Annotated in this window: 10 protein-coding genes; 4 read left to right on the forward strand and 6 right to left on the reverse strand. The window is 48.4% G+C overall.

Translation table 11 applies throughout. The features are described 5' to 3' along the window. Window positions 1-6: 6 nt before the first annotated feature. From mmuM to IPP66_22695, 3 genes are read left to right on the forward strand one after another with little or no spacing between them, the layout of a single operon-like run. Complete coding sequence (gene mmuM, locus IPP66_22685) at window positions 7-948, forward strand: homocysteine S-methyltransferase (protein MBK9928087.1); 942 nt, start codon at window positions 7-9, stop codon at window positions 946-948. Beyond that, window positions 945-1439, forward strand: a complete 495-nt coding sequence (locus tag IPP66_22690) for a pyridoxamine 5'-phosphate oxidase family protein (GenBank protein ID MBK9928088.1) — start codon at window positions 945-947, stop codon at window positions 1437-1439. The genes mmuM and IPP66_22690 overlap by 4 nt, the downstream gene beginning before the upstream one ends. A gap of 6 nt (window positions 1440-1445) precedes the next feature. Next, window positions 1446-2063 (forward strand): LysE family transporter, encoded by a 618-nt coding sequence (locus IPP66_22695; GenBank protein ID MBK9928089.1) that lies wholly within the window; start codon window positions 1446-1448, stop codon window positions 2061-2063. Here IPP66_22695 and IPP66_22700 read toward each other — a convergent pair. The 6 genes from IPP66_22700 to IPP66_22725 form a co-directional block, all read right to left on the reverse strand. Continuing rightward, complete coding sequence (locus IPP66_22700) at window positions 2048-3454, reverse strand: HAMP domain-containing protein (protein MBK9928090.1); 1407 nt, start codon at window positions 3452-3454, stop codon at window positions 2048-2050. The genes IPP66_22695 and IPP66_22700 overlap by 16 nt on opposite strands. Window positions 3455-3470: 16 nt before the next feature. Further along, the gene (locus tag IPP66_22705) at window positions 3471-4418 is read right to left on the reverse strand and encodes a phosphate/phosphite/phosphonate ABC transporter substrate-binding protein (GenBank protein MBK9928091.1); all 948 of its coding nucleotides are present in this window, start codon (window positions 4416-4418) and stop codon (window positions 3471-3473) included. A 175-nt stretch (window positions 4419-4593) separates the two neighbouring features. Continuing rightward, window positions 4594-6009: a cytochrome P450 gene (locus tag IPP66_22710; GenBank protein ID MBK9928092.1), complete on the reverse strand. Its 1416-nt coding sequence runs from the start codon at window positions 6007-6009 to the stop codon at window positions 4594-4596. A 53-nt stretch (window positions 6010-6062) separates the two neighbouring features. Continuing rightward, the gene (locus tag IPP66_22715; GenBank protein MBK9928093.1) at window positions 6063-10313 is read right to left on the reverse strand and encodes an AAA family ATPase; all 4251 of its coding nucleotides are present in this window, start codon (window positions 10311-10313) and stop codon (window positions 6063-6065) included. A gap of 128 nt (window positions 10314-10441) precedes the next feature. Next, the gene (locus IPP66_22720; GenBank protein ID MBK9928094.1) at window positions 10442-11020 is read right to left on the reverse strand and encodes a hypothetical protein; all 579 of its coding nucleotides are present in this window, start codon (window positions 11018-11020) and stop codon (window positions 10442-10444) included. Between the two features lie 396 nt (window positions 11021-11416). Continuing rightward, window positions 11417-12184: a hypothetical protein gene (locus IPP66_22725; GenBank protein MBK9928095.1), complete on the reverse strand. Its 768-nt coding sequence runs from the start codon at window positions 12182-12184 to the stop codon at window positions 11417-11419. 243 nt (window positions 12185-12427) lie between these two features. On the opposite strand from IPP66_22725, the gene IPP66_22730 reads away from it, so the two are divergent. Beyond that, window positions 12428-13300 (forward strand): VIT1/CCC1 transporter family protein, encoded by an 873-nt coding sequence (locus tag IPP66_22730; GenBank protein ID MBK9928096.1) that lies wholly within the window; start codon window positions 12428-12430, stop codon window positions 13298-13300. The last annotated feature ends 20 nt before the right edge of the window (window positions 13301-13320 follow it).

Here is a 13320-nt window from a genome sequence, read left to right on the forward strand (position 1 = left end):
CCGACCATGAACCCCATCGCCTCTATTCTCAACTTTCAACCTGCCCTCGTTATCGACGGCGCTCTCGCCACTGAATTAGAACATCGTGGCTATAACCTCAAAGATGATCTGTGGTCGGCAAAGATCTTGCTCGAACAACCCGAAGCCATCAAACAACTTCACTACGATTATTTCAAGGCAGGCGCAGACTGCGTCATCACGGCCAGCTACCAAGCCACCATTGAAGGCTTTATGAAACGCGGCTTGAACAAAGCCGAAGCAATTGACTTGATCCAAAAATCCGTGCGGCTGGCACTTGAAGCACGCGATGAGTTTTGGAGTGACGAATCAAATCGTGCAGGGAGGGTAAAGCCTTTTGTCGCCGCATCGGTCGGGCCGTATGGTGCGTTCCTGGCAGATGGTTCCGAGTATCGTGGAAATTACGGATTGACCGAAGAACAGTTGATCGAGTTTCATCGTCCGCGCATGAAAGCATTGATCGAAGCAGGCGCTGAGGTATTGGCGTGCGAGACCATCCCATCCCCCATCGAGGCGCGGGCGTTGGTCAAATTATTGGGCGAGTTTCAAGGCGTCCACGCGTGGATCAGCTTCAGTTGCCGAGATGAGGCGCATGTGTGTGAGGGAGAAACGCTCGAAGCATGTATCAGGCAAGTTGAGTCAAGTCCGCAAGTGGCGGCTGTAGGAGTCAACTGCACATCACCAAGGTTTATCACAGCGCTGATTCAAGAAGCGAAGAAAGCAACGGCCAAACCGATCCTTGTGTATCCCAACTCTGGCGAATCATACAGCGCTGAAAAAAAAGATTGGAACAACGATCCTCTGTTTGAATCGTTCGGCGAACACGCGCGCGATTGGTATCACGCAGGTGCACACATGATCGGTGGTTGTTGCCGCACATCGCCGCAAGATATTCAAGTCATCGCAAGTTGGGCAAGGAGTATTCAATGACATCACCAAAAGTTTTGCGCCCCAAGTTGCCCAAAGGATATGCGGACAACCCCGCATCTTTCGTGGAGTGGAGCTGGGTCACCGCGCAATTAACCGATTCTGAAAACTATTGGCTTTCTTCCGTACGCGCTGACGGCAGGCCACATGTGGTTCCACGCTGGGGCGCATTCATCGATAACAAGTTGTACTACGATGGAAGCCCCGAAACACAACATTCACGCAACATCCTAAAGAACCCGCATGTTACGCTTCATCTTGAAAGCGGATACAAAGCCGTCATCATGGAAGGTGTATCGAAACCAGCCGAAAAACCTTCACCGGAATTCGCAAAGATCCTGGCGGCGGCCATCGGTAAAAAATATGCAAGCCAGGGTTATTCACCTGAATCAACACAATGGGACGAAGGCGGGCTATATGTGTTCACTCCACGTCAATGTCTCGCTTGGACACTGTTCTACGAAAACCCGACGAAGTTCGTTTTCGAAGAGTAACCGAGTATGTGGACTTACATCATTCAAGGGATAGGTTATGGATTCGCCGCGGCCGTGCAACCCGGTCCATTTCAAACTTACATCATCTCTCAAACCCTGATGCGCGGCTGGAAGCGGACATTGCCCGCCATGTTTGCCCCGCTCATCAGTGACGGCCCGATCATCGCATTGTGCTTGCTCGTGTTGAGTCAGGTCCCTGTTTGGTTTCAGCGTTTTCTCTATATTGCCGGGGGATTGTTCGTTCTATATCTTGCCTATGGTGCATATCGTTCATGGAAGAATTTTGACATGCACACCCCTGCGATTGAAACAAACACAAGTCAAAGTGTGTTGAAGGCCGCGTTGATGAATACGCTCAGCCCAGGCCCTTATATTTTCTGGAGTTTGGTAACGGGGCCGATCCTATTGCGAGGCTGGCGCGAAGCACCAGTGAATGGGATCGGGTTTCTTGCAGGCTTTTATATCACCATCGTTTCAGGCATCGCGGCTGTTATTCTGGTCTTTGGCGCGGCAAGAGAACTCGGTCCGAAAGTGAACCGTGTATTGGTCGGCGCTTCAGCGGTCGCATTATTCTGTTTTGGGTTATATCAATTGTGGCAGGGAATTTTCTATACCTTACCCTGAACTGCCCAGATCTCTACCGGCTCATTCCGTCCGCGAATTTGCACAGACCCCAATGAAATAAGTTTGAACTTCTCACGGTGATCGCCAAGTGCATCATACGTCCACGGGCTGATGAGGATATCGTGTTCGGGGAATTGTTTGTTCAGCCCGTCAATGCGCGCGGCCAGGTTGACCGTATTACCGACAACCGTATATTCCTGTCGCTCCATCGGTCCAACCGCACCGGCAAGCGCAAAGCCGGTGTTGATCCCTACACCCACACGTAAAGTTTCGCCTCGTTCAGCAAGGCTGACATTCAACTGGCGAACTGCCGTGCGGATCTCAAGAGCAGTGGATACAGCTTTGAAGGCATTATCCTTCACTTCATGCGGCGCACCATAAATGATCAACGTGCTATCCCCACCAAATTTATTGACCATGCCATTATGTTTTTGAGCCGCCTGCACCACCAAAGGGAGAAACTCATTCAAGAGCTTGACCACTTCCTGCGGCGTATGACGTTCTGAAAAATCAGTAAACTCACGAATATCGCAAAACAGGACGGAGACGAGGCGATTCTCCCCTTCCAGAACGACCTGCCCATTGCGGATCGCATCAGCCACTTCCTGACTGACAAAGCGACCAAACAGGTCCTTCAACCATTCACGTTCCTGCAAACCAGTGGCCATCTCATTAAATGCTCTTGCCAGACGACCGATCTCATCTTTCGATGTCTCAGCCACCCGCATGGAAAAATTGCCTTCAGACATTTTCACAGCGGCATTGGCTACGGCGCTCAACGGGTTGATGATCTGCCTTGTCAAAAGAAATGTAAGCGCTCCTCCGATGGACAGAGTGATCAAACCCAAAAGAATACCTTGAAAGGTAATCGTTCGTATTTTTTGATTCAACGGTTCAGTGGAAAGACCGGTAACTACAGCACCAATCGGACGATTTCCAAGAATAACAGACCGTCCGGCAAGTAATTGTCCATCCTGCCATTCAGAGTATTCATCGTTTGCCTTGAGCTTTAATAACTTCTCTCCAAGCGGATCCGGTGTTTGTGAAAACCCCAAGTTTGCTTGCGAGGAATCAACCAGTACTTTCCCCTTTTGATCATATACGATGAAAACCGTTACATCCGGGTTACTGCCCACCACTTTTGCCACATCGCTCAACTCATCCAGTTGCAGATTATAGAGCGAATCGCGCAATGTAAGTGAAGTGGTATCCAAAAGCAGGTTTGCCTGCTCCAGCAATTCTTTCTGAAAGTTCGCGCGCTCCCGTTGGATGGAAAGAAACGTCAGAGCAAGGACCGTTGCCAGAACAAGTAAACTCATCAAGCCAGATATTTTGGCTTGCAATGACATTTTTTGCCAGTAGTTTTGAATACGTAACGAGGCGCGTCTCATCAAATCAATTCATAAATCAAGGAAGTTTTATTTCCTGTACAAGTTGCATCATTTCACGCATACGCGCTGTAGCCACATCAATACCTTGTGGAAATTCATCGAACTTGGATGTTTGGAACGGCTTCAGCGCAGACTTGCCTGCTTCCGTCTCATGCATGGTAGTAAGCACCTTCACAATAGCCTGCACCAACGTATCGTCAAGGCCTGAACGCATCACTACTACTTGACGTGGCGTATATTCGGTACGGGCCAATTCTACCAGTTGTGCCTTGGCATCTTCAGGAAAAGCGACATCAAAATTGTAGTCATCTGTCACCCCGGCATCGGTCAATCCGCTCAAAACCCACTGGAGAGTATTTGTATCATCATAGCTGAACACAAAACCGATCTCATTGTCTGCAACAGGGTCACCATAACTCTTTTTTCCAGTTAAGGTCAGGTCATTTTCCATCAAATGAACAGCCGGTAAAAGAAAACCAGACGTGGAATATGGCGCGTCCATGGAAACCATATGGCCGGGCAACTGATCGATGGAGGTAATGCCACTTGCAACACTGGCAAAGATCACACCCTGATATTCTTCCACGCCAAAACGCCAGCGGCGCAGGATGATCTTCGCTCCGGCCTTGTCACTGATCAACGTGGCAGGATAGGTGCTATCGAAATACAGATCCACTTCCCCATTTGCCAGCAGTTTCGCCATCTCATCGGTGGAGGAGGCGATACGAACCTGACCTTCAGTGATACCGTAATCGCCCAACTGGCTGGCAAGATAATCGGCCAACGGTTGGGTCCCCTCGATCACTTCCGTCGGGTCATCGGATATATCTCCCAGCACAATGGCATGGGTTTCAATTGATTCCGCTGTAGGAATTTCAGTGGGGGCGTTGGCAACTTGCCCACCGCAAGATGCCAACACAAAAGAGAACACAAAGAGAACAATGATCGCTGATTTAACTTTCATATTTCCTCAGAAAATAAAATTTCATTTGCAATGACCTTCCAAATTATAACCGGCGGACTAAACGAATAAGACCTATAAAAGTGTTAATTTGCGAACAAAGGACCGCAATGAACGGGCATTCCCTTTCTCATTGCGGTCCTTTGTCTAAAAAATGACAAGGTAGGGTTTTATTCAATCAGTCAAAATGAACGATCTTTCGGATATTCCCTTCAAGAGGTGCAGGAGATGGAACGTCGCCGCGTTCCCCCAAGGTCATATACAATCCATTTTTCGGGCGGATGGAATTCAACCCAATACAATCCAGTTTCGTGCCAGATTTGAGCGTAAAGGAGTAGCGTCTCAAGATAATCGAAAGCGCGATCTTTAACTGCATCATCGCCAGCGGTTGACCGATGCAATAGCGTGGGCCCGCCGAAAAGGACATGAATTCATATGCGGAGGGATGAATGGTCAACCAACGCTCTGGCAAAAATTTATACGGGTCCGAAAACACATCAGGGATGCGATGCGTAACATACGCACTCATCATTACCCATGTCCCTTTTTTCAATCGGTAATCGCCCAGTTGAAACGGCTCCATCGCATAACGCGCTGTCCAAATGCCAGCCGGGATGAGACGCATCGTCTCCTTGAGCGCGGCATCGAGAAGCGGAAGTTGATCCAGCTGTTCAGGGGTTGGACTTTCCTCCCCCATAGCCTGTTCGATCTCTGCTAAAACTTTTTTGAAGAACTCAGGGTGCTGAGTTAAAAGCAGAATCGTCCAGTAAAGCGCCATACCATTCGGACTATATCCACCACGGAACATGATCGTATGACCGATCAGATCGTTCTCACTCATCCGTGCTGGGTCCTCTTCGTGGAGGCGGATCAACGCTGACAAAATATCATCCCCATCTGTACCCTTGGCTTTTCTTGTGGCGACAATATCTTTGACTACGCGCTCCAACTCTTCTGCACTTTTTAGCAAACGGTGGAAGGGTGTGCCCGGAATATTATAGGGAAACAAAAGCGCAAAAGGTGAAAACATCAACTTCAAACTGTTTTCAAGACGATGCCCCAGTGCTTCTCCTTCTTTCTCAGGGTCAAGACCGAGAATAGGTTTGGTTGCCAGCCACATCGCCAGTTGTTCCATTTCGGAACGCAGATCGATCTGCTCCCCCATCTTCCATGAGGCCAGTTTCCGTTCAGTCACTTCCACACAAGCGTCATGATGACGCCCGATAAAATTACGATGAAAATAAGGAAGCATGTATGCACGATGATCGGCATGTTTGGGCCCATTCAAAAAGGGCATGCTATTCATCACACGTGAGACTGCATGATCGCGAGGGAATGGCAAGGGAATAAAATCGAGGTTGTAGCTGTAGAACACAGATGGATCGCGTAAAACGACACGGTTGTACTCAGGGCTAAACACAATGACCGCAGGAGCCTTCCCATACCCCAAACGGACAACATCCCCATATTTCTTTTGTAAGTTTTCCAAAGCAAGTAATGGATTGAATGCAAAACGGACAAGTTCCGGTAACCAACCCAACACTGGCACAGGTGATGGCCCGGGGATTTCAGCTACAGTCGAAAAAGCAGTCAAATGCTTCCTCCTATTGAAATTTAAGTTTTCATGAAAAGAGTTTTACAGCAAATTTATAACTGACCAGCCAGTTCTCTTGCCATCTTCCATTTGGGAACAGCATCCATCTTTTCAAAGATGCTGATCGCCTTATCGAGATGCACTTTGCGCGAAGCCGGGTCACTTGCAAGAGCCATGCCCAGTTTCATGCGGATCAAACCTTCTTCAAAGCGCATGTTGTACCGTAATGCCGAATCGAGACCCTTTTGCCAGGAACGCAATGCCTGTGCTTGTTTGTTCGTCAACCAATCGAACCAGCCTTGATAATAATGCAGGTCCGGTTCACCGATGGGGAAGACACTTCGAAAAGACAGTAATCGTTTGATCGCCTTTTCGGCAAGAGACTGATATTTCGCTGAATCAGCTGTCCCGTTGGTACGAAGCGCTTTTTCCCACAATTCAAAATACACTTCGGCAATCGCCGCAAAACCAGCATTCATCGAATATACAGTTGGCGAAAGTCCTTCTGAAAGCTCAAGGACTTTATTCGCATGAGGCAATGCCTGTTCTTCCTGACCAGCATAAAAATAAGCAAGCGCGAGCTGTCCATTCGTTTCGATAGACGAAGCGAGATTGGGCGTCTCATCTAAAATCTTCAACGCATCTTCCAACATGGGGATGGCTTCCGCCTCTTTCCCAAAACGGAGGTTGTTCACTGCCACCCCAAGCAGACTCCAACACTGATGCAGTGGGCTCCGTCTGCGACGCGCATCGGCCAACAGTGCTTTTTGCATCTCCATCGAGTATTGCAAATCACCCGCGAGCAAGGCGCTTTCACCAAGCATGGCAACACAATCGCCCCACTGACGATAATCACCAAGTTGTTCGCAGAGGGCTTTTGCTTCTTCCACTTTCTCGCGGACATCCTTCCACTTACCAACTGTGATGTTGTACGCACTGGTGACAACATTGACGGTGATCAGGTTCGATGGCTGATTAAATTCTTTCGAGATGGAGACGCCTCTCTCCGCATAGGTTTCAGCAAGCTTATGCAATTGAGCGATCCCGGCCAACACAGACATACTGGCATAGGCAGAAGCCAATTCGGGAGAAGGCCCAGCTTTTTGCGCCGAGTTCAGCAAGCGCAACCCTGTATACACGATGGGAAGGGTCTCATTGGAATAGAAATAGATACGCGACATTAATTCATATTGTCGCGTCACTTCAAGCGTTACTTCTCTTTCATCGCCATGCACCGAGCCGATATAACGTGACGGGAAGTAATGATGGAAAATCTGCCGTGTGATCTGCGGGAACAAGCTCAACCCAAACTGAATACTCGAATCTGGGATGGGGCTATCCAATAAACGCAATGCTTCACGGATATTTTTACTGCATTCAGGTAAAGACCCCAACCCATAATGCGCCAACCCTATACGGCTATACCAACGAGACCGTTGTATCTGACGTTTATGAGTGGCCGCTTTATTATCAGGCTTGGGTAATTTCGCATCCCATTCCAAGGCTTGTGTGAAGAATTGAATCGCCTCTTTGTTGGCATGGTTTTGCATGGCCTGTTCACCAGCCTTCTCAAGATATATCACTGCCTTTTGAATAGAGTCCGCGTTGACTTCAGCGGCTTGTACCCAGTGATGAGCAAGCAAGGTGTAATACGGATCGAGGTTTTCGGAATGCGTCTGTTCGATCCATTCGGCAACTGCCTGGTGCAATCTCCTGCGCTGTGAATACAGCATCAGGTTGTAGGCTACTTCCTGTGTAACAGCATGCTTGAAGATGTAAGAAAGATCAGGGAGTTCTGATTCCACCATCGTCAGACTCAGGCGCGTGAGAGAGTCCATGTAATCAGGGAGTTGAGGCCGATCCGCTTCAATGGGATGAACCGCTTCCAACACGCGGAACGTAAAGATACGCCCGATCACACTGGCTACTTTGAGCGTTAGTTGTTGTGACGGGTTGAGACTGTCAATGCGATTGATAATGGCGGCTTGCAATGTGTCTGGCAGAGAAATATCTTCAAACGTCGAAAACCGCGTATTGATATGACATTCGTGATCGTTGATCACCAGAATACCGGCCTCACGTAAAGCATACGCCAACTCTTCCGCAAAGAACGGATGCCCTTCCGATTTTTCGCGGATCAAGCGACCGATCATCGGCGGGATAGACTTGACTCCTAATCTTTGGCAGACAAGCGCCTCCACATCGTCAAGCATCATCACTTCGAGCTTGATGAGGCGCGCTTCAGGAGAATCTAAAAGCTGTTTGAATTGAAGCGGCACCGGGTCTGGCAGTGGACGCGTGTTCAACGCAAGCAGGACCGGGCGTACCTTGAGTTGAACATCCACGAGCAATGTCCACGAGGTGGAGTCAAACCAATGCAGATCCTCCAGCACAAGCAGGAGTGGAGCATTTGCGGCTTCATGTGAAAGAACTCGTGTAAGAAGTTCACGGATATTACTGCCGCGAATTTCACCCGTCATGGCGGAGGTCAATTCATTATCAGGAATTTGGATCGGCAGGATGGCATCAAGCAAAGGCGCATAACGCACAAGGTCTGAATCGATCTCTTTCAGTTTCTTCATGACCTTGCCCGTGATGATGTTGCGAGCCTCATCAATCGACTTTACTTTACCAAGCAGTTCCTCAATGTCAAAAATCTTGTTAAAGATCGGGCGCCACACGTGATACGGATTCGACTTCTCAATGGGATCGCTCGTGCTGGTAAGCATATGCACATGCAGAGTTTCGGCCTGCCGTATCAGATCCTCGAACAAACGCGATTTTCCGATCCCTGCCTCGCCTTGCACGATCAAAGTCTGTTGCGGTGTGCCGCGCGCCAATTCCTGCAGGGCATTCGCGATCAAAGCCTTTTCTTCCTGACGTCCGATCATTTCTGTCGCAGGGCGGATGACACTTTTCTTTACATCAATTGGATGGAAAACCTCAACCGGCTCAGACCGACCTTTGACCTGTTGCGGCGGAAGAACCTGGAACTCCACTGAATCTTTTGCCGCATCGAATGTAGCCCGGTCACATAGGATCGGCACATCGTACTTATCGATCAACTCATCCTGATGTCCCGCCACAGCCATCAAACGGGCAGAGAGATTGACAGCATTGCCTATCGTTGTATATTCGCGCCGTGAGTCGTTGCCAATGGATCCGCAAAAGATGCGTCCTGTTGCCACGCCGATATTACTGCGTATCTTGAGGCTCGATAATTCCTTGCGAACCATCAACGCGGCTTGCAAACCACGTGCCGGGTCATTTTCATGGGAGAACGGCGGCAAGCCCATCGCGGCAACAATAGTGATGCCTTTATCATCCACATTGATCTTGTTGATACTGCCCTCATACCGATACACAGATCGTTGCACAAGGCGCGCAACGTTTTGCGCGTCGGCCAGTTCTGTCTTTTGATCGATATCAGGGAGGTTGATGAACAATACAGTAGCGCGACGCAATTCCGCGATCCAACTGCTTTGCCCAGCGGTGAGGCGATTGATGATGGCACCCGGTATGTAAGGACGCAAGGAGCCTTCAGCGCCTTCAGGGATCATCGGTTTGGCAGGTGTCTCAAAAATGGAAGAAGGCTTATTCAGGCTTTTGAGCCGTCCGCCTTGCGCAATGGATTCTTTGAGTTCAAACTCGAGAGGGTCCGCCTCCCCATCGTTGCGGATCAATCTCCATGCAGAGGGCGTGACGATAATATCGCCTGAATTGGCGAGGCTGTTGGCAAGGCCCACTTCGATCAGTGGGTTCCCGGTCAGCAAAAATTCCCAGCGATTGAACACGCCACCTACATGCGCGGTGGTGATGCTCCCGGTGCTGATCGCCAATTTGAGGTAGAGGTTCGCATTTTCTACTTTGTAGTTGGAAAGGCGTGCACGGATCTCGAGCGCACATTCGGCCGCGCGCATTGTCCATTGCCACTGGTCGGCTCTCGAGACTGAATCAGCTGTCCCGTTGCCCCCTGCGGGGATGGTATCTGAGGCGATATTCCAGACAGCGATGACGGCATCACCGGCGAACTTGACCACGTCCCCACCAAAGTGATGGACGATGTTGATAAGTTGTCCAAAATATTCGTTGAGGATATTGGCAATCGCCTCGACTCCAGATGGACCAGCCTCAGCGAGTTGTTCTGTGAGGCGCGTGAAACCAGAAATATCCGCAAAAAGAACAGCCGCCTGGATGTCCTCTGCTACTGGCGATTCAATTGGAGAGGGATCTAGGGCGACTCGTTTTTGGATAAGCCTGGGAACATAACTGGCAAGTACTTCAGCCAGTACGGGGTTGGTCATCTAAAGGGGCTCCATCTCAGGTTTAGGGGTTGGTCGTCAAATGATACCGCCTTTCCCATGTTTCAGGGAGGGAAAATCAAAGAGCCTTCACAAGTTTGTGAAGGCTCTACAACATAAAGTTTTAAGGACTATTTTTCGATCCAACCATGGGTGTTTGTTATTTCGCAACGTGTACCATATCCCTTATTCGTGCCAGAAAGAAGCGTATACCCAAGCACGCCATGTAAATTGCTACTTTTTGCCAAAGCATATTCTCCCACTGTTTCACCATCAACAAGTACATAAGCCTGAGTACCCTTAACAACAAGGGTAACATCCGCTTCATTTGGTTTATCAAATGGATTGCCAAAGCTTACACGCCCAGTTCCATGAACTGGCCCTATTGGATAATAGTATTTGTCAGTCTTAACAAAAAGAACCTTCGATTTATCCAAGAACATAGCATAGTGGTCGCCGTTGTCTTGTATTGCAAAAGCAAATCCACAACCTGAAATATCAGCTTGACGATAGGCGCTGGACCATTTGAAATGGGCTGTCAAATAAAAATTAGTAGCTTTTTCCTCGAACTCCCAGCGACTATACCAACCCAACTGGGCCCAGTCCTCACGAAAATCATCAAACTCTACATATCGCCCTTGAACGGTTGCAAGATCAAAATATTTTTGCACTTCCGCATTGAGTTCCTCATATTTTTGAGTTGCGGTCATATTAGGCGTCCTCGTTGGTCTGGGCGTTGCCGAGGGACGAGGGGTGTTCGTGGGGGTCAATGTGACAGTCGCTGTAGGGGCGGGTGTGTCTGTAGGAACCTCGGTGGGCGCGGGTGCCAGGACACTGCATGCTGATATCGCAAATACAAATATCAACAAGCACGATACGATAGAACTTACCTTGGTTATTTTCATTTCATTCTCCTTTATTATTTGGTTTTCCTGTGATGACATAATACAATTTGCCATCATAAAATATAACTTGCTAAAACCACTACTTTTCTAATTTAACAGAAAAAAACATTATTAAGGTATCTGTTACATTTTTTCTACCCCTTAGGGTGCGAGTTACATTCTCATTCTCTGCGTAGAAACTTGTTATTTTGCAAGTGGCAACTAATCAGGTATAAACAAACGAACATCGGTCATTTCGCATCTTGTGCCATAATCCTTATTTGTACCGGAAAGAACCGTCAAAGCGATGTCTCCTGTTATTGCTTTGCTTTGCGATAGAGTGTATTCGCCAGTTAATTCATCGTTGACAAGTACATATGCCGTCAACCCCTTAACAATAAGAGTAAAGTCCGCTTCGGCAGGGTAGTCGAACTTTACCGCATTGCTTCCACGAGTTACTCCCTGCCTACGTACACCACTTTTAGTCTTGGTCAAGAAATGTACCCGTGACCGGTCAAGAAACACAGCATAATATAATTTATCGGGTGTTAGAGCAAAGATGAAACCACAGCCTGATGTGTCAGCATTCCTATAAGCGCTTTCCCATGCAAAATGGGCGCTCATATAAAAATCACTCGCTTTTTGATTAATTGGCCACCACCTAAACCAATTCAATTGCGCCCACTCCTCTTCAAAATCATCAATCTCCTTGAATTTGCCGTTTGTCGACGATAAGTAGCCCAAATCGTAATATTTTTGGGTTTCAGCTTTGAAAGCCTCGTATCTTTCGGTTGCCGCAAAGTTTGGTGTCCTCGTTGGTCTGGGTGTTGCCGAGGGACGAGGGGTGTTCGTCGAGGTCAATATGACAGTCGCTGTAGGGGCGGGTGTGTTTGTAGGCGCCTCGGCGGGCGCCAGAACGCTACATGCTGATATAGCAAACACAAATATCAACAAGCACGATACGATAGAACTTGCTTTGATTGTTTTCATTCCATTCTCCTATATTGTTTATTTTCCCTTTATGGCTCTATCCCAAATGCCATTACAAGACAAGTGCGTGCCTAAACCCGCCAACTTCCCGACTAACGATAAACAGTATTTTATGGGGAGACTTGGTATTGATTTCCCGAAACCTATATGCAGATTATATACTCATTCTAAAAAACAACGTAAAATTCAAACGCTATTTACACTATATTGTCAGACAAAGCATAAACTTTTATTGGAGACCTCATGCAAATCACTGAAGACATTCGCAAAAAGATACTTGTGTTCCAACAAACGGAGATCACAGAACACCACATTTATAAACGGCTGGCACAAAAGATCAAGTCACCCGAGAATGCCAAGGTGCTTGACAAGATCGCTGACGATGAATTACGCCATTTCAACGAGTGGAAGAAATACACAAACGCAGATGTGCAACCCAGGTGGCTCATGGTCTGGTATTACACAACCATCAGCCTGATCTTTGGCTTCACCTTTGGCATCAAGCTCATGGAACGTGGTGAGGAAGCCGCTCAATCGAACTACGAGAGCATTTCGGAAGTCATCCCAGAAGCCGCCGCAATCCAAAAAGAGGAGGATGGACACGAGGAGCAACTCATCCAAATGCTTTCCGAAGAGCGGCTGGAGTATGCAGGGTCAGTGGTGCTGGGTCTCAACGATGCTCTCGTAGAGTTGACCGGCGCTCTCGCCGGACTGACGCTTGCCCTGCAAGACGTAAAGCTAATCGCCCTTTCGGGCCTCATCACCGGCATCGCCGCTTCGCTTTCGATGGCCGCGAGCGAATATTTATCCACGCGTTCAGAGAAGACAACGAAACACCCCGTCCGTGCAGCGATCTATACCGGCATTGCCTACATCACCACGGTTACGCTTCTGGTACTCCCCTATTTGCTTTTTGAGAACTATTATCTCGATCTCGGCATCGCATTGACAACAGCCGTCATCATTATTGCAGTGTTCAATTACTATATCTCGGTCGCAAAGGACGAATCCTTCAAGGACCGCTTCCTCGAGATGGCGGGACTGAGTCTCAGCGTGGCGTTGTTCTCGTTTGTGATCGGATATTTCATCCGTCAGTGGTTGGGAATCGATGTATAGTCATGGATAACAGGCCAGGA

Source organism: Candidatus Defluviilinea proxima (genome assembly GCA_016721115.1).
Classification (GTDB): domain Bacteria; phylum Chloroflexota; class Anaerolineae; order Anaerolineales; family Villigracilaceae; genus Defluviilinea; species Defluviilinea proxima.

Excerpts from the sequence above, each read along its gene's own strand:
- IPP66_22695 (MBK9928089.1), top strand. The coding sequence starts at position 1,446 with ATGTGGACTTACATCATTCAAGGGATAGGTTATGGATTCGCCGCGGCC.
- IPP66_22690 (MBK9928088.1), top strand. The coding sequence starts at position 945 with ATGACATCACCAAAAGTTTTGCGCCCCAAGTTGCCCAAAGGATATGCG.
- mmuM (MBK9928087.1), top strand. The coding sequence starts at position 7 with ATGAACCCCATCGCCTCTATTCTCAACTTTCAACCTGCCCTCGTTATC.
- IPP66_22705 (MBK9928091.1), bottom strand. The coding sequence starts at position 4,418 with ATGAAAGTTAAATCAGCGATCATTGTTCTCTTTGTGTTCTCTTTTGTG.
- IPP66_22730 (MBK9928096.1), top strand. The coding sequence starts at position 12,428 with ATGCAAATCACTGAAGACATTCGCAAAAAGATACTTGTGTTCCAACAA.
- IPP66_22700 (MBK9928090.1), bottom strand. The coding sequence starts at position 3,454 with ATGAGACGCGCCTCGTTACGTATTCAAAACTACTGGCAAAAAATGTCA.
- IPP66_22725 (MBK9928095.1), bottom strand. The coding sequence starts at position 12,184 with ATGAAAACAATCAAAGCAAGTTCTATCGTATCGTGCTTGTTGATATTT.
- IPP66_22720 (MBK9928094.1), bottom strand. The coding sequence starts at position 11,020 with ATGACCGCAACTCAAAAATATGAGGAACTCAATGCGGAAGTGCAAAAA.
- IPP66_22715 (MBK9928093.1), bottom strand. The coding sequence starts at position 10,313 with ATGACCAACCCCGTACTGGCTGAAGTACTTGCCAGTTATGTTCCCAGG.